Source organism: Mesorhizobium comanense (assembly GCF_005503535.1).
Taxonomy (GTDB): Bacteria; Pseudomonadota; Alphaproteobacteria; order Rhizobiales; family Rhizobiaceae; genus Mesorhizobium; species Mesorhizobium comanense.
The window spans coordinates 1-23,321 of record NZ_SCNN01000045.1 but is presented as its reverse complement, the minus strand read 5'-3'; the positions used below and the strand labels follow the sequence as shown (position 1 = coordinate 23,321).

Sequence of the window (23,321 nt, the reverse complement as noted above, 5' to 3'; positions counted from 1 at the left end):
ATAGGCCGCGTCTGGCTCTCTCCCGCTCAAGCGTCAGTGCAATGTTGGCGCGCAACGGGTTGTTGACCACGCCTCCGTCGTCTCGTTTCATAAATCGATGTAGTCGCACAAACTTGCCTTTTCGACCTGTCCTTTTTCGCGCGGATCATCCATAGTAAACTGTCAAATCTGCAGCGAGGAAGAGGCTATGACCATACTCAAATTCCTACTAGGGGGTGCCGTCGCCATCGCGGGCGCCGCAGCTCTTCCATCCCAATCAAAAGCGTCGGAATGGGGCTGTCAGGTCCTCCTATGTCTTTCCGGCGACTGGCAAGGCACCCCCTCGTGCCACCCGCCAATTTACAAGTTGATTGCGGCGATGGACGCCCCGGGTTTTAATTGGCCGACCTGTCCGCAAGCCAACTCCAGCGCGGCGAGATTTGAGAAGTATGAGGATTGTCCGTCTGGCTGGCAAGCAGTTGGCAGCTCCGAATCCGATCGGCCGGGCTTAGGTCAAGAACGGAATATCTGCCGTATCGCGGCCGATAGGCTCTCCTGGCCCGTTGATTTCAAAAACAACGCCCTCGGCGGGCATCATGGAGACGGATCACGTCCGGTCCAAATCGAAATCAACGGTAAGTTGGTGACGGCAGAAATCCAGAGCACGGGCAACGATAGAGGGCATTCCGCTGGAAATGGTCCCACCTACTTCTCCATCTCTCGACCGATGCGAGAAAAACCCTGGTTCATCGAGTATTCCGATGCAAACGGCATACGCCAGAAAAGCTGGTTTAACCTCAACATGCCATAGGCAAGGCGATCACTCCGGGTCGTTATGGGGGTCACAATTCAGGGAGGTTGTAATGTTCAAGGTGCTTCTCCTGTCCACTGTGATTTTGAACACAGGCGCTGTGTTGACAGTGGCTGGTCAGAGCGCCAAGCCGCGATCAAACGTGGACAATCCTATGTGGCCCGCTTCACTGAAATGGGACTGCAACACAGCTACCAAAATCGTGTGCGAGCGCGATGGCAGTTGCTCGGCGGCTGAGGACCACACTGGATTTGTGCTGAACTACGGCAGCAACGAAGCCGAGTTTCCGGCCGGCAATGTCAGGATCAAACGCCACTATCAACAGACCGTGCAGGGGAGCCCTTTGCAGCAGGAAGTTAAAGTTGAACTGGCCGACAATCGCGTTCTTTGGCTGACGGCCGTGGATGCCAGCCGCACTTATTCGCAAGCGTGGGTCGGCGCACTGAGCGAGTTGAAGGGGGGCGCGGTTCTGATGGAATCTGAGGGGGTCTATTGCATGCCGAACAAGTCAGGAAAATAAGCCGAGGAAGCCTCGTTTCTGGCCTTCCATAACCAATGAAATCATTGCGCGAGAGTATGCAGCCTTCGAACTCGATAAAAGGCCGGTAGAGCCATCTGCGATCTATCACTAAGTTGCGATCTGGCAGAAGGGAAGGATGTTGTTCAACACGTAAAATGTTTCGTTGGAGGCGATTTTGTCCGCTTTTGCGCCGTGATGCCCACAGCGTCTCCAACGCAACCGGGAAAGACGAATCGGCTAACCGGGTTTGCGCTGTCTCTTTCCGCAGGCCCGACTTTGATTTTGGAACCGATCCAGCGCCATCCGGTCGGGTGCGTGCACGCACCGCCGGGCGTTGTCGTCGACGCTTGTATTCGGTTGATAGCGTGCTGTCCGGCCGCAATGCCGGCCATCTCTGTGTGCGCGACCACACCGGGATGGCGACAAAGCCCTAATCAGTCCTAAGTGTTGAGGTCAACTCCACATGCAATCGAAGGAGTGCCATCATGATTCGCCACGCTGCGGTTCTCTGCGGTCTCGTCTTCACGCTTAGTGCAGGCGAGGCACGAGCTGACGTAAAACTCGACGTCACCTACTCGACCTATCAATTGCGGGGCCTTACCCGGCAAGCGATACATGACGACCTGCACCGTGTGGCCAAGAGGGACGGTGACGGTATCATCGAAGGCGAGGTCGCAGATCATTGGAACTGGAATTTCAGGTTTGCGGCGACCGGAAACTCGTGCCTGGTCACGTCGGATGAAATCGTGCTCAAACTCAGAATTCTACTTCCGACCTGGATAGACGATGCCGGCGCCGATCCGGCCACCCGTACCGCCTGGAATAACTATTTTCAGGAGTTGAAGGCCCATGAGGATGGCCACAAAACGATTGCCTTGGAGGCAGCAAAGCAGATTAGCAAGTTGACCCATGGCGCAACAGCGCCGGGGTCATGTACAGCTCTGGAGCAATCATTAAATCGCGCTGCCAAACAGATTGTCGAGAATTCGGAAAAGGCGCAGGATCGGCTTGAGGCCAGCATCCCGTCATATTCACTCGAATAAGCCGAGTTTCGATTCCCCTGGAGGGATCGTCCAGTAGGGAAGGATTTCCGCGGAGACCTTGGCGGCCATCAGGACATCTCACATCGATGTGGTTCTGCCGCCGGACCCGTTGCTTGCAATTTTTCGCGTTTGTGCGCCTATCTCAAATCTTGAGAGAAACCAGTCAGGCTTACAAGAGATACGCATATGGCTACTGGCACAGTGAAGTGGTTCAACAGCACCAAGGGCTTTGGATTCATTCAACCTGACAACGGCGGTCAAGATGTGTTCGTTCACATTTCGGCCGTCGAACGCGCGGGGCGCTCGACCCTGGTCGATGGCCAGAAGATCAACTATGAGGTCGAGCAGGACCGCCGTACCGGTAAATCTTCTGCTGGCAGTCTCAGCAAAGCAGGCTGATTTCTGTCTGGACAGTAGCAAGAGCCGCGCAACGAGCCTCGGCTACCGATCGAGAGGATTGTTCCTTCGCTTCGTTAGATTCCTTGATTGTGTGAGGCGGCGATACATCGTGCCGGCCTAAAGTGGTCGATGTGATGCTCAGACGGGAAGGTGCGGATGCAGAGGCGACGGTGCAACCGATACTGATGCCGCGCGTAGCCATCTTCTTTTGCCCGGCGCAACGGTGATGGTCGTCTCGCCCTGGCTGAAGCAGATCGCGAGACCATGACGATCCATACACCGACCGTACCCGTTCCGGGCCAATCAAAGCGCATAATCGCCATCGACGTCCTGCGCGGCATCGCGTTCGTCGCCATGGCGAGCTACCACTTCACCTGGGATTTGGAGTTCTTCGGATATACCGATCCCGGCCTGACCGCTTTCGGTTGGTGGAGGATCTATGCCCGTTGCATCGCCTCGACCTTCCTGTTCCTGGTCGGCGTCAGCCTGTACCTCGCCCATGGCAGGCAGATTCGCTGGAACGGCTTCTGGCAGCGTTTCGCCATGGTCGCCGGAGCCGCGATCGCGATCTCGGCCGGCACCCGCATTGCCATGCCGGACGGCTTCATCTTCTTTGGCATACTACATGAGATCGCGCTGGCCAGCCTGCTCGGCCTAGCCTTCCTGCGCCTTCCGGCGCTGCTGACGTTTGCTGTCGCCGCGCTTGTCATCGCGGCGCCCGTCTACCTGCGCTTCGAGGCCCTAGACCGGCCCTGGCTATGGTGGGTCGGCCTCTCCACCATCAATCCGCGCTCCAACGACTACGTTCCGTTGTTTCCATGGTTCGGCGCGGTGCTGTCGGGGATCGCGACGGCGAGGCTTGCCTCCACCTCCGGCATATGGGCGGGCCTGGCAAGCCTCGCACCCGGCCGGTGGGCCAACCCGCTGGTCTTCATCAGCCGCCACAGCCTCGCCTTTTACCTGATCCACCAGCCGCTGCTGATCGGCTGCGTCTGGCTGTTTTCCCAAGTGATCCCGGCCAAGGTCGAAACCCCACAGGTTGCCTTCGTGAAAACCTGCCAGCTATCGTGCGAACAGTCGCGTGACGCCAAGTTCTGTTCCAGCTACTGCGCGTGCATGCTCGATACGTTGGAGGGCGAGGCCTCGCTTGATCGGCTCTACAACAACAGCGATCAGACTGCGGAATGGAAGGCGCATCTGCGCGATCTCGTCGGCATGTGCACCGCCACGACGGACATCAAGATGCAGGAAGGGGTCAAATGACCGAAGCCAGTTTCCCGGCTCGTATGCTGGCCTCGCCCTTGCCTATGTGATTTGGTGGATCAAATTGCGGTCCGATGCGGACGCGCCAGGTAAGGTGCCCTCGCCACTAAAACCATGTCGTCATCCTCTAGGACGCGGCGCCTGCGTCGTGCCCCGCGATGTGTCATTGAAACAGCATCGGTGTGACCCATATGTGCAGAGTGCCGGGTGTATCCTCCCATTCGCCCGGCGCGTTCCCCTCTGGAGGTTTCCAACCTTCATACTAGGGCCGGGCGTTGACAGTCCGGCCCCTTTTTTTGTTGGCAATCGAGTATGGTTGGGAAGGAACATTTTTCGGCGACGGCTATTCGCGGTTGTCTGGTTGCACTGCAACAAATTGATCGCAACTGGTCTTGACAAACCAAGCGAACAATTGTCCCAAGGGCTCCTATGAAATATCTAGGCCGAATCCTGACCGCACGAATTGCGTCGCTCCGCGCGCTGCTTGCGGTCGTTTTTCTGGTCATGTCTTCTCTCCAGCCAGGCCTCTTCGCAAGCGCGAATGCCACAGGTTTTCATGGCGACTCCGGCGCGACTCAGGTCGAGAAATCTCATCACGACAGTGGCGGTGATGTTGGCGATCACAACAGCGCGGCCGAGAAGGATGTGGACGAGAAACATCCTGATGGGGAAAAATCGGCGAATGACGACTGCGAGGTCCATTGCGCCCCGGCACATGCTGTCCCCGTGGATTGCCCGGGTATCAGCCGCACGGCAAGTCGCTGCTTCGCACTGAGCGTGGCGACTGTGCTGCCACTCGGTGCATATTCCACCCTGATTAGACCTCCCAAACACATCTGAACTGACGCGCCTCTCCAAGGGGCGTTCGCGCGCAGCGTAGGGATCTCCCCCCGCGCGGCCAACCGCACATGTCAAGATTCAGGTCTACAATGAAAATCGCAAGCTTCGCGATGCTCGCATCGCTTTTGGTTGCCGGATGCTCCGCAACCACGCCGCCCGACTTTCTTCCCGCCTTCAGTCCGACCGATCCCGTATTGGGCGTCCGTAATGCGCATTACCATCCAGTTGTCGCCGACTATAGCCACCGGGAGCCGGTGGATCCGCAGAATTGGCGGCGTCTCAATCAGGAACTTTCTCCCGCGAACCCAGGAGCCGGATCATGACGCGCCGGTTCCTGACCATAGCCCTGGCCTTGACTGTCCCGTTGATTGCTGGCGGATGCGCGACCAGCGGGGCCGTCGACGGCATCTCAGGCCCCATGGCCGGCTTCACGACGGTGGCGGCGCGTGCCGAAGCCGTGGCTGGCAAGAAAACCGTGTGGGTGCAGTCCAGCGAGGAAGCACGAACGGTTTCAGAGCGCGTCAAGCGCCTCGTCCAGAAGCAGACGATCGGTTCGGACACCGCGGTTCAGGTCGCCTTGCTCAACAACAAAGGCCTGCAGGCCGCCTACGCCGAGATCGGGCTGTCGGCGGCCGACATGTGGCAAGAAACGATGCTCGTCAATCCGACGATTTCGATCGGCATGATCGGTGTCGATCCTGTACGGACGATTGAAGGAGCGGTGGTCAGCAACATCCTTGCGCTGGCGACCCACAAGCGGCGCGTCGCCGTCGCGGACGCCCGTTTCCGGCAGGCCCAACTGCGCGCGGCCGAAGAAACGCTACGAATGGCAGCGGACACGCGGCGGGCCTGGATCAATGCTGTCTCGGCCCGGGAGAGCGTTTCCTATTTGAACAAGGCGCAAGCCGCCGCCGACGCTGCCTCCGAACTCGCGCAGAAACTCGGCGAGACAGGCGCCTTCACAAAGACCGGTCAGGCCCGCGAGCACGTCTTCTATGCCGAGATCACGGGTCAGGCGGCGGAGGCGCGGCTTGCAGCCCGGACCGCCAAGGAAGAGCTCACCCGCCTGATGGGACTTTGGGGGCCGGACATCGACTACTCGGTCCCCAATACACTTCCGGCCCTGCCGAAGGGCGCCAAGGCCAAACGCGCAATCGAGGCGGAGGCGCTAAAAAATCGCGTCGATCTTGAGATCGCGAAGCTCGAGCTGGAAGCGTTGGCGAAATCCTACGGTCTCACTGAGGCGACGCGCTACGTCAGCGACCTGGAGCTCCTTTCCGGCGTGGAGGTTGAACGCGAAGGGTCCGAGGAGGGCGGAACGGAAACGAGTGTCTCACCCACCCTGGAGCTCGAGCTCGTCATTCCGATTTTCGACACCGGCAAGGCCCGCATGCGCAAGGCCGAACTTGCCTACATGCAAGCCGCAAACCGCATCGCGGAAAAGGCCGTCAACATCCGCTCGGAGGCCAGGTCCGCCTATGATGCCTACCGTTCGACCTACGACATTGCCCGGCACTATCGGAACAATGTCGTGCCGCTGCGAACAAAGATCGAGGCGGAATCGGTCCTCACCTACAATGGCATGATCACCAACACGTTCGAACTGCTGGCGGACACACGCGCGAAAATCAGTTCGATCATGCTTTCCCTCAACGCCAAGCGCAATTTCTGGCTGGCCGACGTCAATCTCGGAACCGCCATCCACGGTGGCGGAGGAAGCTCGCCCGGGGGCGGCGACGCACCCGCCGCAGCCGAAGCGGGCGCCGAAGACCACTGAACTCAAGGAGAAGAAAATGCTTTCAAGACGTCAGTTACTCGGCGCGGGAGTCCTGCTCGCCGGCGCCACGGCGTGGACCAAGACATCTGCGATGGGCTTGCCGGAAGCCGCTGTCATGGAATCGCCGGACATGCAGCCACCGATCTTTCCAACGAGCGGGCCGGACTACCAGCCTGTGGTGACCCTCAACGGCTGGACGCTGCCCCACCGCTTGAACAATGGCGTGAAGGAATTCCACCTCGTCGCCGAGGCGGTTGAGCGGGAACTGGCGCCTGGCATGACCGCCTATCTCTGGGGTTACAACGGCCAGTCTCCCGGTCCCACCATCGAGGCGGTCGAGGGCGATCGGGTCCGCATCTTCGTGACCAACAAGCTGCCGGAGCACACCACGGTGCACTGGCACGGCATGATCCTGCCCTCGGGCATGGACGGCGTGACCGGCCTAACCCAACCCGGCATTCCGCCCGGCAAGACCTTCGTCTACGAGTTCGATCTCGTGAAGAGCGGCACCTTCATGTACCACCCTCACGCCGATGAGATGGTGCAGATGGCCATGGGTATGATGGGCTTCTTCGTTATCCATCCCAAGGACCCGAAGTTCATGCGGGTGGACCGCGACTTCGTATTTCTGCTTAACGCCTACGACATCGAGCCTGGATCATACGTTCCGAAAATCATGACCATGACCGATTTCAACCTGTGGTGTTGGAACAGTCGCCTATTCCCTGGCATCAGTCACCTTGTCGTGTCCAAGAACGACAAGGTGCGGGTCCGGGTCGGCAACCTGACCATGACCAATCATCCGATCCACATGCATGGCTACGATTTCGAGGTGACCTGCACCGACGGCGGCTGGACCCGCCCCGAGGCACGCTGGCCGGAGGTGTCGATCGACATTCCAGTCGGAGCGATGCGGGCCTACGAGTTCGAAGCCAAATACGAGGGCGACTGGGCGATCCACTGCCACAAATCGCACCACACGATGAACGCCATGGGTCACGACGTCCCGACGTTCATCGGCGTCGACAAGACAAAAGTTACCGAGAAGATTCGAAAAGTTCAGCCCGAATATATGCCGATGGGAAATCGCGGCATGGCCGACATGGGCGAAATGGAAATGCCGCTGCCCGACAACACCATCAAGATGATGGATGGGTGGGGGCAATTCGGCCCCATCGAGATGGGCTCCATGTTCTCGGTCGTCAAGGTTCGCGAGGGGCTCGCCTCGAACGACTACGCCGATCCTGGCTGGTACCAGCACCCGGCGGGAACCGTGGCCTACGAATGGAAGGGGGAAGTTCCCACTCCGACAAAATCAGGCGACGCAAAAACGATGGCCCCGGCAGCGCACGGCGGTCACGGCAAACAGGGATGACAGACCCAAACCCCTCAACCTCAACAATGAGAGAAGGTACAGCATGAAACGTATAATCGCAGCGGCCGTTTTAACGGCGCTCAGCTCTGGAGCGGCTCTTGCCAGCGGCACCCACGCCGGAGGCCATGGCGATAAGGCCGCCACCATCCCGATCGGCACTCCTGGCGAGGCCGGCAAGGCAAAGCGAACTATCAACATCTCCATGTCGGAAAAGGACGACGGAACGATGCTGTTCCAACCGGCTGTGCTCAAGGTGAAGAAGGGCGAGACCGTTCGCCTTAAGTTCGTCAACAAGGGCCAAGTCGACCACGAGTTCGTCATGGATGCCCATGACGGGATCATGGAGCACAAGGCGCTGATGGAGAAGTTCCCCGAGATGGAGCACGCCGACCCCAACGCAATCCGGCTGGCGCCCGGCGCCAGAGGCGAGATCATCTGGACGTTCGCCAATGCAGGCGAATTCGGTTTCGCCTGCCTCGTCCCGGGTCACTACGATTCGGGCATGAAGGGCGACATCAGCGTCGCCAACTGAATTCGAAAAGCACAAAGGAAGCAGTCATGACACTATTGGTAAAGGCACTCTCGACGTTCGCGCTGGTGCTCGCCATCGGCGGGAGCGCGCTTGCGCAGGAATACGTCAAGGGCGAAGTCATCAAGGTCGACGCCAAACAGAAGAAGCTGACAATCAAACATGGGCCGCTGACGAACCTCGAAATGCCGGCGATGACGATGGTGTTTGTCGTCGCCGAGGACGGCATGCTCGAGAAGGTTAAAGCAGGTCAGGCAATCGAGTTCACCGCCGACCGCGTCAACGGACGTATTACAGTCACCGGCATCAAGTGATCCGGGACCAGCGCCGCGGGTTGAAAACCAATCCGCGGCCCACTGGCTGCTCTCAGAAGCGATCCCGGCGCGATCGCTCGCGAAGTGATGAGCGCCGCGCGTCAGCCTTTATGCTGGACGCGCGGCACAATGAAGGGATACGCCACAATGACGATACAACTGGTCAAAAGTCGTGAAATTTGCAAGGCGCTTCGCTTGCGAACCGTGTTGTCGATCCCAGCCTATGGATGTTGAGACATCAAAACCCAGTGCTGATGGAAAAGCTGCGTCACCGACCAATGGCGCCGAGCCGAAAAAACCGGCAGGCAAGGCCTCACTGAGACATCGCTTCGTCCGCCATCGCTGACAGAAGCAAACTGGATAAAAGGTCATCAACGCTTGGCGCGCCAAGCCAGATGAGAGATTGCTATTATGAAAATTCTCTTGGTCGAAGACGACGAACAAATCAGCCGTTACATCGAAAATGGCTTTACCTCTTCCGGCCATGCGGTCGATGTCCTGACGGACGGGCGCGATGCTTTGCTCGTCGGACTGCGCGAAGCCTATGATGTCGCGATTGTAGATCGGATGCTGCCAGGCCTCGATGGCTTGTCGCTCGTGCGAGGTCTTCGAGGCGCCGGCGGCAAGGTGCCAGTGATCTTTCTGACGGCGGTGTGCGGTGTCAACGATCGAGTTGAGGGACTGGAGGCAGGTGCGGACGATTACTTGATCAAGCCCTTTGCGTTCTCCGAGCTCCTGGCTCGGGTCAATGCCCTGCAAAGGCGCCCTCCGATCACCGCCGAAAAGGCAAAGTTGAAGGTGGCTGACCTGGAACTGGATCTCCTCAGCCGCCTCGCCAGCCGTGGCGGAACAACGATCGAATTGCTTCCTCGGGAATTCGCGCTGCTTGAACTCCTGATGCGTAACGAGGGCCGCATACTGACGAAGACCATGCTCCTTGAGCGTATCTGGAACTTCAACTTCGACCCGCAAAGCACCGTGGTGGAAACCCATATCAGCCGACTGCGGGCGAAGATCGACAAACCATTCGATGTTCCGCTCCTGCGCAATACACGCAATACCGGCTATACCATTCATGGCCAACGCTAGTATCGCCAGAAGTACGTCAATCCGACTTGCCGCGTTCTACATCTCCCTGTTTCTGCTTTCGTTCCTGGGAGCCAATTTCGTCGCTTACAACATGGTCGCCGCCTATCTTTACGAGCGGCTGGATTCCAATGTGATGGAGCGGTTCCGGGAGATTTCTTCCGCCTATGATGCGAACGGCGTCGACGGAGCCGCCGCGATGATCCGAAGCCATGGTCCGGCAATCAGGGGACAGGAGACGCTTTACGCATTGAAGGATCGCGACAGCGACTTCCTGGCTGGCAACATTGATATTTCCGCCGTGCCGCCAGGATTTTCCACGCGCGCTCCGACAAGCCACGACGCGGCGCCCAACAACTACAGGCTCTACCGGAAGAACCTGGACGGCTACGACCTGACCGTCGGTGTAAGCTATGACGACACCAATCGCTTGCGCAGCATCGCGCTTGTCAGCTTCGGTTGGGGAACGGCCATCGTGCTTGCTGGAGGTCTCGGCGCGGGCGCGGTTTTGGCGTTCCGCACGCGACGGCGCATTGCTGGACTCTCGGATGCGATGAAGTCCGTTGGCGCCGGCGATCTTGCTACCCGCTTGCCGGTCTCCTCGCGCAGCGATGACATCGACATGCTGGCAACTGAGGTCAATGTCGCGCTGGCGCAGCTACAGGCTAGTGTCGCGGCGATGACGCAGGTAACGACCGACATCGCGCACGACCTCAAGACGCCGGTCGGCCGGTTGTTCCTAACGCTTGAGGCCGCTTCCGAAAGCGAAGACCGAACGGCCACGACTTCCCTCATCGAAAAAGCGATGAGGGAAGTCTCGCATATAGCGGGCACGTTCGAGGGCTTGCTGCGCATCTCGCAGATCGAGTCCGGCGCACGCCGTTCGCGATTTGCGAAGGTGAACCTTTCGGAACTGGTCTCTGAAATCTACGATATCTATCGTCACATCGTCGAGGACGCCGAGCGTTCGCTGGTTCTGTCCAAGGACAGCCGAAACACGACGTCTTTCATATGGGGCGATGCCGATCTGCTGAAGCAGATGTGCGTGAACCTTATCGTCAACGCGATGCGCCACACACAACGAGGGTCTCGAATTGCTATCGGTGTCACGACGCAGGCGAATCGCTGCGCAATCGTCGTCAGCGACAACGGACCGGGCATCCCGGCGGCGGAGCGGCAGAAGGTGTTCAAGCGCTTCTATCGCCTGGAAAAGAGCCGGACCACCGAAGGGACAGGCCTAGGGCTCAGCCTAGTCAGGGCGATATCGGACATCCATGGCGCGACAATTTCCCTGAACGACAATAGGCCCGGCTTAGTCGTGGAAACAGAGTTCCAGCGTAAACTCTAATCTGAGATCAGTCACATAGACGGATGGTCTGGCGTTGTCTGCCGACGGCTCCAGCCATCGCCATTCCCATACGGCTGGGTGGCGCCTAGTTGCCGGTGATCCACTCCACCAAGCCAGCTTCGATCCGCTCGCACCCGGTAAATTCGTGTACCAGGCTCTTGGCCAGATCGCGCCATTGACACTCGGGCACCTTCATTTCCAAGACCAAATCTCGAAATACAGCGCGGAGAATGTCGGCATCGAAGGTGGAGACGGCAGCGGGAGCTGTACCTGCATCTTCCCAAGCTTGTGCGGTGTCACCGCGCTGGCGTTGGCGGAGGCGCTTCAGAAGCTCGCGTGACGCCTCGATCACGCGCCGGGAATGGTCCAGATTGCGGCGGAAGGCGGCGGTTCCAGCAACAGAACGGTGCCGCAAAAGGTAGCTGGCCTCGATAGCCGCCCGCGCCATGTCTGAATGCACTGCAACCATGGCTACCTCCCTTCGAAGGATTTGTTTACTCCTTTTCGAAGGCGAGCCCAAACGGATTCAAGATACGGCTTTGTACAAAGAGAAGTGGGCGCCGTGTGGGGCTTCGTACACCGCGCGGTCCCGTTGACAAAAAGATCAAATACAATCGCTTGGTAGAAATATTGCGTTGCAGCATCTATTGGCGCGGCGGGCGAGAGCAGCATCGTGACGCGTTGCTCGCGCAGGGGACAACCACCCGGAGACGGGTGGTGGAGAGTAGTTTCCTTGGTGCAGTGTGCTGCGCTGTAGAGGTTCGTTGACGAAGCCAGTCGAAAGGGCAAACCAGCCAGCAATGCTGCCGGGGTGGTTTGCCCTGCACTGGCTCCGAGGGAAGATGCGGAGCTGCGGTGTTGATCCTGCTACCGGCCCGCCCAGTTGGCGCGCTGGCGGGGGCTCCCGCCCTGCCACGATGGGGGACTCACAACTTCCACCCGATCATAGGGGGAAGCGGTTTTCTCGAGATCGCCGTTGTCGAGCACTTGGGAAGATATGACGGGGTTCGACGCCGATTTCGTGGTTTCGCCCGTCGATCCATGGCCGTGCAAGACCTCGCCAATGCGGGGGCTTGTCGAGTTCGTGCCGCTGTTGGCGACACCGGTCATTGCCGCGAAAACAATCAATGCATATCCGATGGTGTGTTTCATGGTTCAGTCCTTTTGTCGAAAGTGAGCGTTCGAACGCTCAGCAACAACAGGCTACCGGGCCGAATTCACGTGCACTTTCCATCGGACTTACATTTTTGTGATTCTCGTGCGTGGCAACGACCTGAAGCCGAAAAATCGGGAACATCAACTGTGAGACGTCACGCGTTGAACGGCTATCGCAGTTTCTGTTATGCCGATGCATGGAGATTCAGCGCCGCAGGCTGTTTTTTGACTCGGCGGCGCTGTACTACCGGCAACGCCATTGAGCACGGGCAGTCAGGATGACGGGGCTGCGCAGAATGTCATCCAGAGATTTTCTTTCCAATCGTCAAGGGCGGATCGGTTCAGAGGCATTTCGATAGAATAGGTTCGTGTGCCGACGCTCACATAAGCCGGAAAATCACAGCGAACGCGTGCACGATGCCTGCCGGTATCTGTATACCTGATGGCCCCGCGCGCGTCGGTCTCGACCAGGCCGATAGCGACGTCAAAGTCATAGTCGCCATCTTGCGAGACACTGTTGTTTAGGACGCTGAGTTGGACCGACGTGGCATCGGGAAAATGGGCAGTGTAAAAGGTCAGTTGCTCCGCCATCGAGGGCGTAGCCACCAACACGCCGGCAAATAGTGCAATGGCGCGCATTTCCTCCTCCCGAGGATTTGATACCCACACTATCATCTCCCACACTGATCTTCGAATCGAATCTCTGACCCACTACCCCGAACGAGTTTTGTGCCTGAGGACGAACGGAAGGGAACAGCGTTCGGTGCAGGCGACTAGCCCAAATGCGATGTTCAACGGAAGGTTTCGCGTCGGCAGCACAGGCACCCCGTGTTGCTGGCCGCACCGCCTGAAACAATGTGGGCGTCTCGTGGCCTTTCCTCGCACCGCAGCATATGCCATAGAGCCGCGGTGAAGTTCTGGACTTTCTTCCCCCGCCTGCTCACGATTTTGGCTATCGTGAGCCTTCTGACCGCGCCGATGGTGACACCGTCCGCTGCGGCGCAGATGGTTGTTGTTCCTGCGGCGACAATGGCGGACATGGCATCCATGCCGGACGGCATGCCATGCCCTTCGAAGCAAAGGCAGCCAGTACCCGATTGCCAGAAGTCCTGTCCCCTGGCAGCCCTGTGCTTCGCCAAGTGTTTTCCCAACGCGTCGACGGCCGCGGCAATCACGCTCACCTGGTTGTCCGCAGCTCATGTGATCGCGCCTGGCAACAGCGTCGGACGGGATTTCCCGGCTACTCCGCCACCACCCAGACCTCCACGATCCTGAGTTCATCCACGGCTCTTTCAGAGCCGTTTGTCGCCGCGCGGCTGAATGGCCTTGCGGCGAAAGCCTGTGGCTTTGGCATGAGCCTGGCTACGACCTGCCGTGCATTCCGCACGGCCGAATGATGAATTTTGGGAAAATCTGACAATGAACTTTTGTAATGCGAAACATGTCGCAGTCGCGGCCATGATTGGTCTTGCTCTCGGCGGGGGCATTTCTGCGGCTCGGGCCGGGATCGACGACTACGAGTTTCAACTCGTTCAAAGTGCGATCAAGAAAGGCGATGCCGCCATCGTGGCTGTCCGCCTCGTCGACAAGCGATCCGGCAAGGTGGTGCCCGATGCGGTGATCTTTGCCCAGCGCGTCGACATGGCACCGGACGGTATGGAGATGATGACGGCGCCAATCGAACCGTTGCCATCGACGGAGCCAGGCATCTACCGCTTCAAGGCCAACCTGATGATGCCGGGCGGCTACCGCCTGTCACTCGGCGCCAAGGTCCAGGGCGAAACCGGTTCTCTCGAAAACAAGCTCGAATTCAAGGCCACGCCATGAGTCGCACAGGCCGTACCGGCCTCACCCTCGCCGCCATCTTGGCGGCGGGGGCTGGAGGCTATTGGGCGGGGCACCGCAATCTCGCGCTGCCTGTCACTCCATGGCTACAAGCTGTCGCCTGGTTCGAAGGAACAGCAGCTGCCCCGGCGAGCGCCAATCCTGCGCCCACCGGACCCGTGATCTACTACCGAGATCCGGACGGCCTCCCAGCCTATGCGGCAACTCCGAAAAAGACCGCCGATGGGCGGGACTTCCTGCCCGTTCTGGCCGAGGAGGACCTGAGCTTCGAGGACAAGCCGCCGGCCCCCGCCGCGACCGTTGCGGCTGCTCCTGCGAACGGCGAACCGAAGCGGATCTTGTACTACCGCAATCCGATGGGCCTTCCGGACACATCGCCGGCGCCGAAGAAGGATTCCATGGGGATGGATTACATCCCCGTCTATGCGGGCGGGGATGACGACGGTTCGATCGTCAAGGTCGCGGCAGGCAAACTGCAGCGGACCGGCGTGCGGTCGGAGGTCGCCACCGAGCAGGTGATCGTTCGTCCGGTGCGAGTGCCCGGCACCGTGCAGCTTGATGAACGGCGCATCACCGTGGTCGCGACGCGCTCAGATGCCTTCATCGACAATGTAGCGGACGTCACCACCGGCGACCGGGTCAAAAAAGGCGAGCCGCTGATGCGGCTGTATTCGGCCGAGATCGCCACGGCGAGCGCCCAATACCTCACCGATCTGAACGGAAGCGGCCGTGCCTCCGCCGGGGCTCGCCAGCGCCTCGAGAATCTTGCGGTCCCACCCGATGTGATCGCCACAATCGACCGCACCCGCCAGGTTCTGACTTCCATTACCTGGAGCGCGCCGCGCGATGGCGTGATCCTCGAGCGCAATGCGGTCGAAGGCATGAAGGCGTCGCCCGGCGACGTGCTCTTCCGCCTCGCCGATGTCTCGACCGTCTGGATTGTCGCCGACGTGCCCGAATATGAGCTGGGAGCCGTGAAGGTCGGCGCCGTCGCCACGATCCGGGTGCGAAGTCTGCCCGGCCAGAGCTTCAGCGGCCGTGTCGCCCTGATCCATCCGCAGGTCACCAGGGAAACGCGCACGACCAAGGTGCGGATCGAGATCCCCAATCCGGATGGTCTATTGCTGCCGGACATGTACGCCGATGTTGAGATCGGCAGCGGCAGCAATGCCCCGGTCGTCGCTGTCCCCGACAGCGCGGTGATCGACACCGGCACGCGGCAGGTCGTGATCCTCGACAAGGGCGAGGGCCGGTTCGAGCCGCGAGAGGTCAAGATCGGCCTTCAGGGCGGCGGCTTTACCGAAATCCGCAACGGTGTTGCCACCGGCGACCGGGTCGTAGTCTCGGCGAATTTCCTGATCGATGCCGAGAGCAATCTGAAGGCTGCGCTGAGCGGCATGACGAACCTGGAGAGTGCGCCATGATTGCCCGGCTCATCGCGTGGTCGGCACGCAATCTCGTCCTGATCTTCGTCGGCACAGCCTTCGCGGTGGCCGCCGGAGCCTACGCGCTGAAGACGCTTCCGCTGGACGCCATTCCAGACCTTTCGGACGTTCAGGTCATCGTCTACACCGAGTATCCCGGCCAGGCGCCGCAGGTGGTCGAGGACCAGGTCACCTATCCCCTGACGACTGCAATGCTGACCGTGCCGAAGTCCAAAGTGGTGCGTGGGTTCTCCTTCTTCGGTGTTTCCTTCGTCTATGTCATCTTCGAGGACGGCACGGATCCCTATTGGGCGCGCAGCCGCGTGCTCGAATATCTCAACGCCGCCGCGCAGCGCCTGCCGGCCGGCGTCACGCCGGGCCTCGGCCCCGATGCGACCGGCGTCGGTTGGGTCTACCAGTACGCTGTCGTCGCGAAGGACATGACGCTGGCCGAGTTGCGATCGCTGCAGGACTGGGTGGTGCGATACGCCGCCTCCAAGGCAGAGGGGGTCGCCGAGGTCGCGAGCGTCGGCGGCTTCGTCAAGCAGTACAACATCGTCGTCGATCCGTTGCGGCTGCGCGCCCAGGGCATCTCGCTCTCGATGGTCCGCGACGCCGTGCGCGCCAGCAATCGCGATGTCGGCGGACGCACGCTGGAGCTTTCCGAATTCGAGTTCATGGTGCGCGGCCGCGGCTACATCAAGTCGACGGCCGATATCGAAGACATCGTCCTGAAGACGGACCAGGGCGTGCCGCTGCGCCTTAAGGACGTCGCCTGGGTCGAGATCGGTCCCGACGAACGGCGCGGCATCACCGAACTCAATGGCGAAGGCGAGGTCGCCAGCGGCATCGTCCTGCAGAGGTTCGGGGCCAATGCCCTGACCGTGATCGAGAACGTCAAGCAGCGTTTGAGCGACATCGTCGGCAGCCTTCCCAAAGGCGCCGAGATCGTGCCCGTCTACGACCGCTCGCATCTCATCGAAGCGGCGATCGAGACATTGAAGCGCACACTGGCCGAGGAAAGCATCATCGTCGCCCTGGTCTGCGTCGTGTTTCTCCTTCACCTGCGCAGCGCGCTAGTCGCCATCTTGATGCTGCCGGTCGGCATCCTGATGGCGTTCGGTGGCATGAAGGCGATCGGGCTCGGCTCCAACATCATGAGCCTCGGCGGCATCGCCATAGCTGTCGGCGCGATGATCGATGCCGCCATCGTCATGATCGAGAATGCACACAAGCATCTGGAGCGTGCTCCGCCCGGCAAGCCGCGAGTCCAGATCCTGATCGATGCAGCGAGCGAGGTCGGCCCGGCGCTGTTCTTCAGCCTCCTCGTCATAACGGTATCGTTCCTGCCGATCTTTACGCTCGAGTCGCAGGAAGGCCGGATGTTCGGTCCGCTCGCCTTCACCAAGACCTTCTCCATGGCGGCTGCGGCGATCCTGTCGGTCACGCTTGTGCCAGCCTTGATGGTGGTCTTCGTGCGCGGCCGGATCATCCCGGAGCACAAGAACCCGATCAACCGGTTCCTGATCTGGATCTACCGGCCCGTCATTCGCGGCGTCCTGAAAGCGAAGACGCTCACCATCGCGCTCGCGCTTGTCGTCCTCGGCGTTTCCGTCTGGCCGGTAAGCCAGATCGGCTCGGAATTCATGCCGACCCTGAACGAAGGCACGCTGATGTACATGCCGACGACCCTGCCTGGGATCTCTGTCACCAAGGCGGCGGAACTCCTGCAGATGCAGGACCGGATCATCAAATCCTTTCCGGAGGTGGATTCGGTCTATGGCAAGGCGGGGAGGGCGATGACCGCAACCGACCCGGCCCCGACCGAGATGTTCGAGACCATCATCAATCTGAAGCCAAAGGAGCAATGGCGGACTGGCGTCACGATCGACAGCCTGAAGGCCGAGATGGACAAGGCACTACAGTTCCCCGGTGTCTCCAATGCCTGGACGATGCCGATCCGTGCCCGCATCGACATGCTTTCGACCGGAATTAGAACCCCGGTTGGGGTCAAGGTGTACGGGACTGACCTGGCGCAGATGGAACAGATCGCACGCCAGATCGAAGTGGTTCTCAAGACGGTTCCGGGCACGTCGAGCGCCTATGCCGAGCGGGTGATCGGCGGCTACTATCTCGACATCGTCCCGGACCGCGAGGCGCTCGGCCGATATGGCCTTGCCGTCGGCGACGTCCAGGACGTCATCGCGACGGCGCTCGGCGGCGAGACCGTGACGACAACCGTCGAGGGACGTGAGCGTTATGGGGTCAATATCCGCTACCCCCGTGACCTGCGTTCGAATCCTCAGTCGATCGCTACCGATGTCGAAGTGCCGTTGCCCGGTGGCGGCGCCATTCCGCTTGGCGAGGTGGCGAAAGTCCAGCTCACGCGCGGCGCAACCTCGATCCGCACTGAAAATGGCCAGCTCGCAACCTATATCTTCGTCGACATCAACGGCCGGGATCTCGGCGGCTATGTCGCCGACGCCCAGAAGGCAGTCGCGGCGACGGTGAAGCTGCCGCCCGGCTATTCGGTCGCCTGGAGCGGGCAGTTCGAATATCTGGAGCGAGCCGCGGCGCGAATGAAGATTGTCGTGCCGGTCACGCTGCTGATCATCTTTCTGCTGCTCTATCTCAACTTCCGGGCGCTCACCGAGACGTTGATTGTCATGCTGTCCCTGCCCTTTGCCCTCGTCGGCGGGATCTGGCTGATGTGGTGGCTCGGCTTCAACATGTCGGTGGCGGTCGCGGTTGGCTTCATCGCGCTCGCCGGCGTCGCCGCGGAAACTGGTGTCGTTATGCTGATCTATCTGGAGCAGGCCATGGCCGAAGTGAAGGCGAAGCGGGCCGCACACAATCAGCCGTTCAACCGGCCAGATCTCTTTGAGGCGATCATGCTTGGCGCGGTGGAGCGTGTCCGGCCGAAGATGATGACTGTCGTTGCCATCATGGCCGGTCTGATCCCAATCCTCTGGAGCACTGGCGCGGGCTCGGAAGTGATGCAGCGCATCGCTGTGCCGATGATCGGCGGTATGATCTCGTCTACCCTCCTGACCCTGGTCGTGATCCCCGCCATCTACGGGTTGGTCAAGGGATGGCGGTTGCCGAAGGGCATTGCATCGACGTTCGACGAGGTTGCGCTTACGGAACCAGCAATGTTTGACCTCGCTGCCGAATGATGGGAGGCCGCAATGATGAACGAGACGATGGGGAGCGGGATGATGTGGGGCATGGGCGCCGCAGGCTTGCTGGTCTTCATCGTGGCGCTGTTGATCGTTGTGGCCCTCATCAAATACCTTTTCTTTCAATGAGGCCGGTGAACCAGGATGAAGCAGCTCATTCGCTGGGCCAGTGGCGGACAGACACCTCTCGCCGATGTCGATCCGATTTTCCGTCGGCGCGTAAAAAGCGAACCCTTCGGGAAAACGGCGCTTGACCTTCCCGTAGCTGGAACCCTTAGACAGCGTATCTCCGGAGGTCGTCCGATGAAGCAAGGAACCATCGATCTCGAAAGACGGATTTTGACCCTGTTCAAACTGGCATTTCGGCAAGGCAGATCGGATATCGCCGAACATCTGCTCCGGGCGCTAGAGGCGCTGGACCAAAGACCTACTGTTTTGGACTAGCCGTTCGGCCAGCATGCTTTGGCCGAGGCCTATGATGAACTCCTTCGCCGATAACCCCGCAGGTGCAGATTGCCTGGCGGGCGGCGCCGCGCCGGATAGGCCATAGGTTCCAGCGGGGCGATTGCCGTAGCGGGCGCTGCGATGTACTATTAACGTGCCGGTCGTCCATGCCATGCATTCCGGGGCCGGCAGGGAGGAATAGCCATGTTACGTTCAATTTCTCTTGCGCTTTTCTTGTCGGTCATCCCAGCAGCCGCCTTTGCGAATTCATGCCCGACCATCATGGCCGCGATCGATGCGGCGCTACCGACCGCGACCCTCGCGGAGGCCGACATGACCAAGGTCAAAGAACTGCGCACCCAAGGCGAGAAATTGCATGCCGCCGGCGATCATGCGGGTTCGACGGCTGCGCTCAATGAAGCCAAGAAGATGCTCGGCATATAGCCGCGACCATCGGCCTGTTCGAGACAACCGCAGACCTGGCGACCTAATGTGAGCCGCCTTCGGCAAGGTGGGGTAGGATTCCGTCGGTTGCCAAGCGCCTGAACATCCGGTCGACCTCGGTGGGCGGCGGTTTCGCGCCGCGGTCGAGCCACCAGGTCAACACCGCCATGTAGGCGCCGACGATATACTGGACGACGAATTCCCGCGGGATGGCCTCCGCGGAACTCTTGCCGGCAGTTGCGGCAAGTTCGTCGCGGACCACGTCGGAGAGTATCTGGCGAATGATGCCAAGTGCGACTGCGCCGCCGCCGACCAGCCCCCGATGAAGGTCAATATGGTCGCGAGCGTGCTCGAACAAGGTCAGGCTGAAACCCAGGCTTCGATGCCTGATATCTCCCGGAGTTGCCAGAGCGTCCCGCTGCCGGTCGAGGAGCACCCGGCGCAAGTTCTCGATGCCGCTCCGCATCAGGTCATCCTTGCTCGTATAGTGCGCGTAGAAGGTCGATCGACCGACATTAGCCGCATCGCAAATGTCCTTGATCGTGATCGCCTCGTAGCCCTGTTTCAGGATCAACGACATCAAGGTTTGATGCAGCGTGGCCCTGGTGCGGGCTACGCGGCGATCTATCGACCCTTTCGTCGCCTTCATCACCATTCACGGGCGCATCGAGCAGATTGCTCACTAGTGGACGTTTGTTTCGATTTGTCCGGCAAAAGGATTTCGGACTAAGTGCCAGTTATCTTACACCTTGTTCACTTTTGCAACGCGATCGTGCGCGGGTGGTTTGCTCCGGCGACGGCACGTACGGCGCGTGATCATGGCCACTGCCGATGGATCGAGGCAGGCGCGCAGGAAAAAGCCGGGATGGATCACGAACGTTATCGTCGCATGCACGGCCGCTCGGGCGCTTCGATGGAGAAAGCTTCGTTCGAAGTGGCATTGAAAAGCAAGCAACAAATCGCGCAAGACAGCTGGGCCTTCGTCTTCGAGAGACCGGCCGGCTTTCACTTCAGGGCCGGCCAGCACGTGCGCATGACCCTCATCGATCCCCCCGAAACGGACAGCGAGGGCGACAGCCGGTTTTTCTCGCTCGCCAGTACGCCGGGGGACGCCGATCTGGTTATCGCCATGAGGATGCGAGACACGGCATTCAAACGGGTTCTGGGCCGCCTTGAAACCGGAGAGAAGGTTCTAATGCAGATTCTTCTGGATGTTCCGCATGGGGCGTTTGCCCTCCACGAGGATGCTTCGCAGCCTGCCGTTTTTCTCGCCGGCGGCATCGGCATCGTTCCGGCCTTCTCGATGATCAAGGACGCCATCGAGCGCGAGCTGTCGCACAGGCTGTTTCTGTTCTACTCGAACCGGCGGCCGGAGGACGCAGCCTATCTTGAGGAGTTGCAAGAGCTCGCGGAGCAGAACCCGTCCTTCACACTGGTTGCGACGATGACGGAAGCGGCACGGTCGGAGCGATCTTGGACAGGCGAAACCGGGCGCATGGACCAGTCGATGCTTGCAAAGCATGTCGATGACCCGCTGCTTGCCGTCTATTACATTTCCGGCCTGCCGGAGATGGTCAACGAAATGAAGACGATGCTCGGCCGTTCCGGGGTCGGTAAGGCCAGCATACAGGCCGAGGAGTTCACCGGATTCGATCTCAACAAGATCGGCCCGAATGCGGCTGGCAAAGTCGCCGGCCGCAGGTGGAGGCGGTTCATTCCAATGGTCGCAACGGTGCTGGCCGTGGCCACGCTGGTCATCTTACACGCTGGCGCTGCTATCTCGATATTTCGCAACGGCCTGGGTAGAGTCTCAGCGGCGAACCCAATCTGGTATGTAGTGATGGGGATATTTCTTGTTCTTGCGATAATCAAGATCGCGTATTTTGCCGGTCACCATCTCTCAGGCAGGGACCGTGCTGGCAACGCTTTTCGCGGACACGGCGACCATACAGAACATCGGCAGGATGGCCCCTCGGGCCCATTGTAGACTGTTGCAGCACACCACACGGTCACCGGAGGTCATTTCACGAATGCCGCCAGGCTACCGCCGCAACGGGGTCGAGCAAGCCAGGTCGTTGCGAATTGCAACGGCGGCGACACCGCCTTGTCCGATTGCATAGGAGAGCTGATCAAGCCCGCGCACCACGTCGCCCGCCGCATATAGACCGGCCACCGACGTTCTCTGGTGTTCATCGACGATAAGACATCCGTCGCGCGATACTTCGGCGTCCATCGCAACCGCAAGTTCCGATCGGACATCGGACCCTAACGCTGCATAGACCGTCGCGAACAAGCGGCGGCCGGTTGGTGTCGCTATCGCGATCCCATCCTGCATCAGTTCAAAATGGAGACATGGACCGTCGGCTGTTTGAATGCCACCGTTCTTGAGGCGCGATCTTTGCGCTGCGTCGAGCTCGTGATTGCCCGTTGGTGCGATCAAAGTCACGTCAGTGGTGTAACTGCGCAAGAACTCCGCTTCGTTCGTTCCGTGTTCGCCGGTTCCGATAACCGCGACGGCACTATCGGTCACCTCATAGCCATCGCAAATCGGACAATAGCGCAACAACCCACGCGACAGGGCCTCGTCGTGGATATTGGCAGGCATGCTCGGTCTCCGGTTGAGGACCCCCGTTGCCATCAGCACGGTTCGTGCTTGAAACATCCCCTCCATTGTATGGGCCACAAATAAGCCCGGTCCTCCCTTCAGGGAAACGATCTTTCCAGGCCAATGGCGTACACCGTAGCGCCTTCCTTGCTCCCGCATGCGCGCTCGAAGCTCGGACCCTGCGATTCCATCGGGAAAGCCGGAAAAGTTACGGGTGAGTGGGATCTGATCAGCCCGGCTCTCACCACTGTCGGCCACCAGGACGGAGAGGTGGAACCGAGCAAGGTATATCGCCGCCGTCAAACCGGCCGGTCCTCCTCCAACAATCAAACAATCAAGCAACTCGCTCGCATCGACTGGAACGCCGGGGATTGGAGACATCAAACCCTCGACCGCCGCTACTTGACATCGATGATCATCGTGAGCCCGCCACCGCCCTTCTCTTCAACATTGTTGTTCGTCGTGTGATGCGGGATGTGGCAATGCAGCAGCCACTTGCCTGGCCGAAGTGCCCGCCACAGGACGTCGAACCTCTGGCCAGGCCCGACATTGACGGTGTCGGCCGTATACCGGGCGTTTTGGGGCAGCGTCGCGCCATCGATGGCGGCGACCTGGAACGGCCCGCCGTGTATATGCATCGGATGGATGGCGGTGGTGTTGGACCCCACGAAACGGATCTTCAGCAACTGACCCACCTTCATGCTGATCGTCTCCGTCGCCGGGTAAGACTTGCCGTTGATGGTGAAGAAATTAGGGAAGCCGCCGTCCATCGGCATGGACGGAAAAGTCAGCCCCTCCCGTTTCAGCCATTCCTGGAGTTGAACGGTGTATTCCAGGTCGGCGGTGATTGCGTCGGCCGGATTCTTCGGGTCGATGATCAGCGCGCCATAGAGGCCGAGCGCCTGCTGACGGTCGACATGATCATGGGTGTGATAGAAATA

General features: G+C 59.9%; 25 protein-coding genes. 17 read left to right on the top strand and 8 right to left on the bottom strand.

Annotated elements, in window-relative coordinates; all coding sequences use genetic code 11:
* Nucleotides 1-187: 187 nt before the first annotated feature.
* From FFS37_RS34560 to FFS37_RS34540, 5 genes are all read left to right on the top strand, one after another.
* Entirely contained in the window at nucleotides 188-790 is a 603-nt protein-coding gene (locus FFS37_RS34560; protein ID WP_137935382.1) for a hypothetical protein, read from the top strand.
* Between the two features lie 52 nt (nucleotides 791-842).
* Entirely contained in the window at nucleotides 843-1,310 is a 468-nt protein-coding gene (locus tag FFS37_RS34555; RefSeq protein WP_137935381.1) for a hypothetical protein, read from the top strand.
* 485 nt (nucleotides 1,311-1,795) lie between these two features.
* Entirely contained in the window at nucleotides 1,796-2,353 is a 558-nt protein-coding gene (locus tag FFS37_RS34550; RefSeq protein WP_137935380.1) for a DUF922 domain-containing protein, read from the top strand.
* 186 nt (nucleotides 2,354-2,539) lie between these two features.
* Nucleotides 2,540-2,752 (top strand): cold-shock protein, encoded by a 213-nt coding sequence (locus FFS37_RS34545; RefSeq protein WP_137935379.1) that lies wholly within the window; start codon nucleotides 2,540-2,542, stop codon nucleotides 2,750-2,752.
* Between the two features lie 264 nt (nucleotides 2,753-3,016).
* On the top strand, nucleotides 3,017-4,015 hold the full coding sequence (locus FFS37_RS34540; protein WP_137935378.1) for a DUF1624 domain-containing protein: 999 nt from the start codon (nucleotides 3,017-3,019) through the stop codon (nucleotides 4,013-4,015).
* 438 nt (nucleotides 4,016-4,453) lie between these two features.
* On the opposite strand, the gene FFS37_RS34535 is transcribed toward FFS37_RS34540, so the two are convergent.
* Entirely contained in the window at nucleotides 4,454-4,717 is a 264-nt protein-coding gene (locus FFS37_RS34535; RefSeq protein ID WP_137935377.1) for a hypothetical protein, read from the bottom strand.
* Nucleotides 4,718-5,174: 457 nt separating this feature from the next.
* On the opposite strand from FFS37_RS34535, the gene FFS37_RS34525 reads away from it, so the two are divergent.
* The 6 genes from FFS37_RS34525 to FFS37_RS34500 all read left to right on the top strand — a co-directional run bounded on the left by FFS37_RS34525 (nucleotide 5,175) and on the right by FFS37_RS34500 (nucleotide 11,284).
* Nucleotides 5,175-6,632: a TolC family protein gene (locus tag FFS37_RS34525; RefSeq protein WP_137935375.1), complete on the top strand. Its 1,458-nt coding sequence runs from the start codon at nucleotides 5,175-5,177 to the stop codon at nucleotides 6,630-6,632.
* A gap of 16 nt (nucleotides 6,633-6,648) precedes the next feature.
* A complete protein-coding gene (locus FFS37_RS34520; protein ID WP_137935386.1) occupies nucleotides 6,649-8,007 on the top strand; it encodes a multicopper oxidase family protein in 1,359 nt (452 codons plus the stop codon).
* 43 nt (nucleotides 8,008-8,050) lie between these two features.
* Nucleotides 8,051-8,539, top strand: coding sequence for a cupredoxin domain-containing protein (locus FFS37_RS34515; RefSeq protein ID WP_137935374.1), 489 nt, complete (start codon nucleotides 8,051-8,053; stop codon nucleotides 8,537-8,539).
* A gap of 26 nt (nucleotides 8,540-8,565) precedes the next feature.
* Nucleotides 8,566-8,850: a copper-binding protein gene (locus FFS37_RS34510; RefSeq protein WP_137935373.1), complete on the top strand. Its 285-nt coding sequence runs from the start codon at nucleotides 8,566-8,568 to the stop codon at nucleotides 8,848-8,850.
* 411 nt (nucleotides 8,851-9,261) lie between these two features.
* Nucleotides 9,262-9,939 carry a response regulator gene (locus FFS37_RS34505; RefSeq protein WP_137935372.1) on the top strand — a complete coding sequence of 226 codons (678 nt, stop codon included), beginning with the start codon at nucleotides 9,262-9,264 and terminating at the stop codon, nucleotides 9,937-9,939.
* Entirely contained in the window at nucleotides 9,926-11,284 is a 1,359-nt protein-coding gene (locus tag FFS37_RS34500; RefSeq protein WP_137935371.1) for a sensor histidine kinase, read from the top strand. The genes FFS37_RS34505 and FFS37_RS34500 overlap by 14 nt, the downstream gene beginning before the upstream one ends.
* A gap of 85 nt (nucleotides 11,285-11,369) precedes the next feature.
* Here the strand turns inward: FFS37_RS34500 and FFS37_RS34495 are convergent, their stop codons facing one another.
* The 4 genes from FFS37_RS34495 to FFS37_RS34480 all read right to left on the bottom strand — a co-directional run bounded on the left by FFS37_RS34495 (nucleotide 11,370) and on the right by FFS37_RS34480 (nucleotide 13,620).
* On the bottom strand, nucleotides 11,370-11,753 hold the full coding sequence (locus FFS37_RS34495) for a hypothetical protein (RefSeq protein ID WP_137935370.1): 384 nt from the start codon (nucleotides 11,751-11,753) through the stop codon (nucleotides 11,370-11,372).
* A 398-nt stretch (nucleotides 11,754-12,151) separates the two neighbouring features.
* Nucleotides 12,152-12,436 (bottom strand): hypothetical protein, encoded by a 285-nt coding sequence (locus FFS37_RS34490; protein WP_137935369.1) that lies wholly within the window; start codon nucleotides 12,434-12,436, stop codon nucleotides 12,152-12,154.
* Between the two features lie 276 nt (nucleotides 12,437-12,712).
* Nucleotides 12,713-13,078: a hypothetical protein gene (locus tag FFS37_RS34485; RefSeq protein ID WP_137935368.1), complete on the bottom strand. Its 366-nt coding sequence runs from the start codon at nucleotides 13,076-13,078 to the stop codon at nucleotides 12,713-12,715.
* Nucleotides 13,079-13,230: 152 nt separating this feature from the next.
* Nucleotides 13,231-13,620 carry a hypothetical protein gene (locus tag FFS37_RS34480; RefSeq protein WP_137935367.1) on the bottom strand — a complete coding sequence of 130 codons (390 nt, stop codon included), beginning with the start codon at nucleotides 13,618-13,620 and terminating at the stop codon, nucleotides 13,231-13,233.
* 238 nt (nucleotides 13,621-13,858) lie between these two features.
* Here FFS37_RS34480 and FFS37_RS34475 point away from each other — a divergent pair, with 238 nt between their 5' ends.
* From FFS37_RS34475 to FFS37_RS34455, 5 genes are all read left to right on the top strand, one after another.
* Nucleotides 13,859-14,266 (top strand): FixH family protein, encoded by a 408-nt coding sequence (locus FFS37_RS34475; RefSeq protein ID WP_137935385.1) that lies wholly within the window; start codon nucleotides 13,859-13,861, stop codon nucleotides 14,264-14,266.
* Nucleotides 14,263-15,708 carry an efflux RND transporter periplasmic adaptor subunit gene (locus FFS37_RS34470; protein ID WP_137935366.1) on the top strand — a complete coding sequence of 482 codons (1,446 nt, stop codon included), beginning with the start codon at nucleotides 14,263-14,265 and terminating at the stop codon, nucleotides 15,706-15,708. Before FFS37_RS34475 ends, FFS37_RS34470 begins: the two co-directional genes overlap by 4 nt.
* A complete protein-coding gene (locus FFS37_RS34465; protein WP_137935365.1) occupies nucleotides 15,705-18,884 on the top strand; it encodes an efflux RND transporter permease subunit in 3,180 nt (1,059 codons plus the stop codon). Before FFS37_RS34470 ends, FFS37_RS34465 begins: the two co-directional genes overlap by 4 nt.
* A gap of 147 nt (nucleotides 18,885-19,031) precedes the next feature.
* Nucleotides 19,032-19,331: a hypothetical protein gene (locus FFS37_RS34460; RefSeq protein ID WP_137935364.1), complete on the top strand. Its 300-nt coding sequence runs from the start codon at nucleotides 19,032-19,034 to the stop codon at nucleotides 19,329-19,331.
* Between the two features lie 204 nt (nucleotides 19,332-19,535).
* Nucleotides 19,536-19,775 carry a hypothetical protein gene (locus tag FFS37_RS34455; protein WP_137935363.1) on the top strand — a complete coding sequence of 80 codons (240 nt, stop codon included), beginning with the start codon at nucleotides 19,536-19,538 and terminating at the stop codon, nucleotides 19,773-19,775.
* 43 nt (nucleotides 19,776-19,818) lie between these two features.
* On the opposite strand, the gene FFS37_RS34450 is transcribed toward FFS37_RS34455, so the two are convergent.
* Nucleotides 19,819-20,430 (bottom strand): TetR/AcrR family transcriptional regulator, encoded by a 612-nt coding sequence (locus tag FFS37_RS34450; protein WP_232375894.1) that lies wholly within the window; start codon nucleotides 20,428-20,430, stop codon nucleotides 19,819-19,821.
* A 210-nt stretch (nucleotides 20,431-20,640) separates the two neighbouring features.
* Here FFS37_RS34450 and FFS37_RS34445 point away from each other — a divergent pair, with 210 nt between their 5' ends.
* Nucleotides 20,641-21,762, top strand: a complete 1,122-nt coding sequence (locus tag FFS37_RS34445; RefSeq protein ID WP_210240513.1) for a ferredoxin--NADP reductase — start codon at nucleotides 20,641-20,643, stop codon at nucleotides 21,760-21,762.
* A gap of 54 nt (nucleotides 21,763-21,816) precedes the next feature.
* On the opposite strand, the gene FFS37_RS34440 is transcribed toward FFS37_RS34445, so the two are convergent.
* Both FFS37_RS34440 and FFS37_RS34435 read right to left on the bottom strand, forming a co-directional pair.
* A complete protein-coding gene (locus FFS37_RS34440; RefSeq protein WP_137935362.1) occupies nucleotides 21,817-22,761 on the bottom strand; it encodes an NAD(P)/FAD-dependent oxidoreductase in 945 nt (314 codons plus the stop codon).
* 17 nt (nucleotides 22,762-22,778) lie between these two features.
* Nucleotides 22,779-23,321, bottom strand: a 543-nt coding sequence (locus FFS37_RS34435) for a multicopper oxidase domain-containing protein (RefSeq protein WP_171026549.1), incomplete at its 5' end; no start/stop codon positions are given.

Coding starts and splice junctions, on each gene's coding strand:
- FFS37_RS34560 (WP_137935382.1), top strand. CDS start 188: ATGACCATACTCAAATTCCTACTAGGGGGTGCCGTCGCCATCGCGGGC.
- FFS37_RS34555 (WP_137935381.1), top strand. CDS start 843: ATGTTCAAGGTGCTTCTCCTGTCCACTGTGATTTTGAACACAGGCGCT.
- FFS37_RS34550 (WP_137935380.1), top strand. CDS start 1,796: ATGATTCGCCACGCTGCGGTTCTCTGCGGTCTCGTCTTCACGCTTAGT.
- FFS37_RS34545 (WP_137935379.1), top strand. CDS start 2,540: ATGGCTACTGGCACAGTGAAGTGGTTCAACAGCACCAAGGGCTTTGGA.
- FFS37_RS34540 (WP_137935378.1), top strand. CDS start 3,017: ATGACGATCCATACACCGACCGTACCCGTTCCGGGCCAATCAAAGCGC.
- FFS37_RS34535 (WP_137935377.1), bottom strand. CDS start 4,717: ATGGACCTCGCAGTCGTCATTCGCCGATTTTTCCCCATCAGGATGTTT.
- FFS37_RS34525 (WP_137935375.1), top strand. CDS start 5,175: ATGACGCGCCGGTTCCTGACCATAGCCCTGGCCTTGACTGTCCCGTTG.
- FFS37_RS34520 (WP_137935386.1), top strand. CDS start 6,649: ATGCTTTCAAGACGTCAGTTACTCGGCGCGGGAGTCCTGCTCGCCGGC.
- FFS37_RS34515 (WP_137935374.1), top strand. CDS start 8,051: ATGAAACGTATAATCGCAGCGGCCGTTTTAACGGCGCTCAGCTCTGGA.
- FFS37_RS34510 (WP_137935373.1), top strand. CDS start 8,566: ATGACACTATTGGTAAAGGCACTCTCGACGTTCGCGCTGGTGCTCGCC.
- FFS37_RS34505 (WP_137935372.1), top strand. CDS start 9,262: ATGAAAATTCTCTTGGTCGAAGACGACGAACAAATCAGCCGTTACATC.
- FFS37_RS34500 (WP_137935371.1), top strand. CDS start 9,926: ATGGCCAACGCTAGTATCGCCAGAAGTACGTCAATCCGACTTGCCGCG.
- FFS37_RS34495 (WP_137935370.1), bottom strand. CDS start 11,753: ATGGTTGCAGTGCATTCAGACATGGCGCGGGCGGCTATCGAGGCCAGC.
- FFS37_RS34490 (WP_137935369.1), bottom strand. CDS start 12,436: ATGAAACACACCATCGGATATGCATTGATTGTTTTCGCGGCAATGACC.
- FFS37_RS34485 (WP_137935368.1), bottom strand. CDS start 13,078: ATGCGCGCCATTGCACTATTTGCCGGCGTGTTGGTGGCTACGCCCTCG.
- FFS37_RS34475 (WP_137935385.1), top strand. CDS start 13,859: ATGAACTTTTGTAATGCGAAACATGTCGCAGTCGCGGCCATGATTGGT.
- FFS37_RS34470 (WP_137935366.1), top strand. CDS start 14,263: ATGAGTCGCACAGGCCGTACCGGCCTCACCCTCGCCGCCATCTTGGCG.
- FFS37_RS34465 (WP_137935365.1), top strand. CDS start 15,705: ATGATTGCCCGGCTCATCGCGTGGTCGGCACGCAATCTCGTCCTGATC.
- FFS37_RS34460 (WP_137935364.1), top strand. CDS start 19,032: ATGAAGCAGCTCATTCGCTGGGCCAGTGGCGGACAGACACCTCTCGCC.
- FFS37_RS34455 (WP_137935363.1), top strand. CDS start 19,536: ATGTTACGTTCAATTTCTCTTGCGCTTTTCTTGTCGGTCATCCCAGCA.
- FFS37_RS34450 (WP_232375894.1), bottom strand. CDS start 20,430: ATGGTGATGAAGGCGACGAAAGGGTCGATAGATCGCCGCGTAGCCCGC.
- FFS37_RS34445 (WP_210240513.1), top strand. CDS start 20,641: ATGGATCACGAACGTTATCGTCGCATGCACGGCCGCTCGGGCGCTTCG.
- FFS37_RS34440 (WP_137935362.1), bottom strand. CDS start 22,761: ATGTCTCCAATCCCCGGCGTTCCAGTCGATGCGAGCGAGTTGCTTGAT.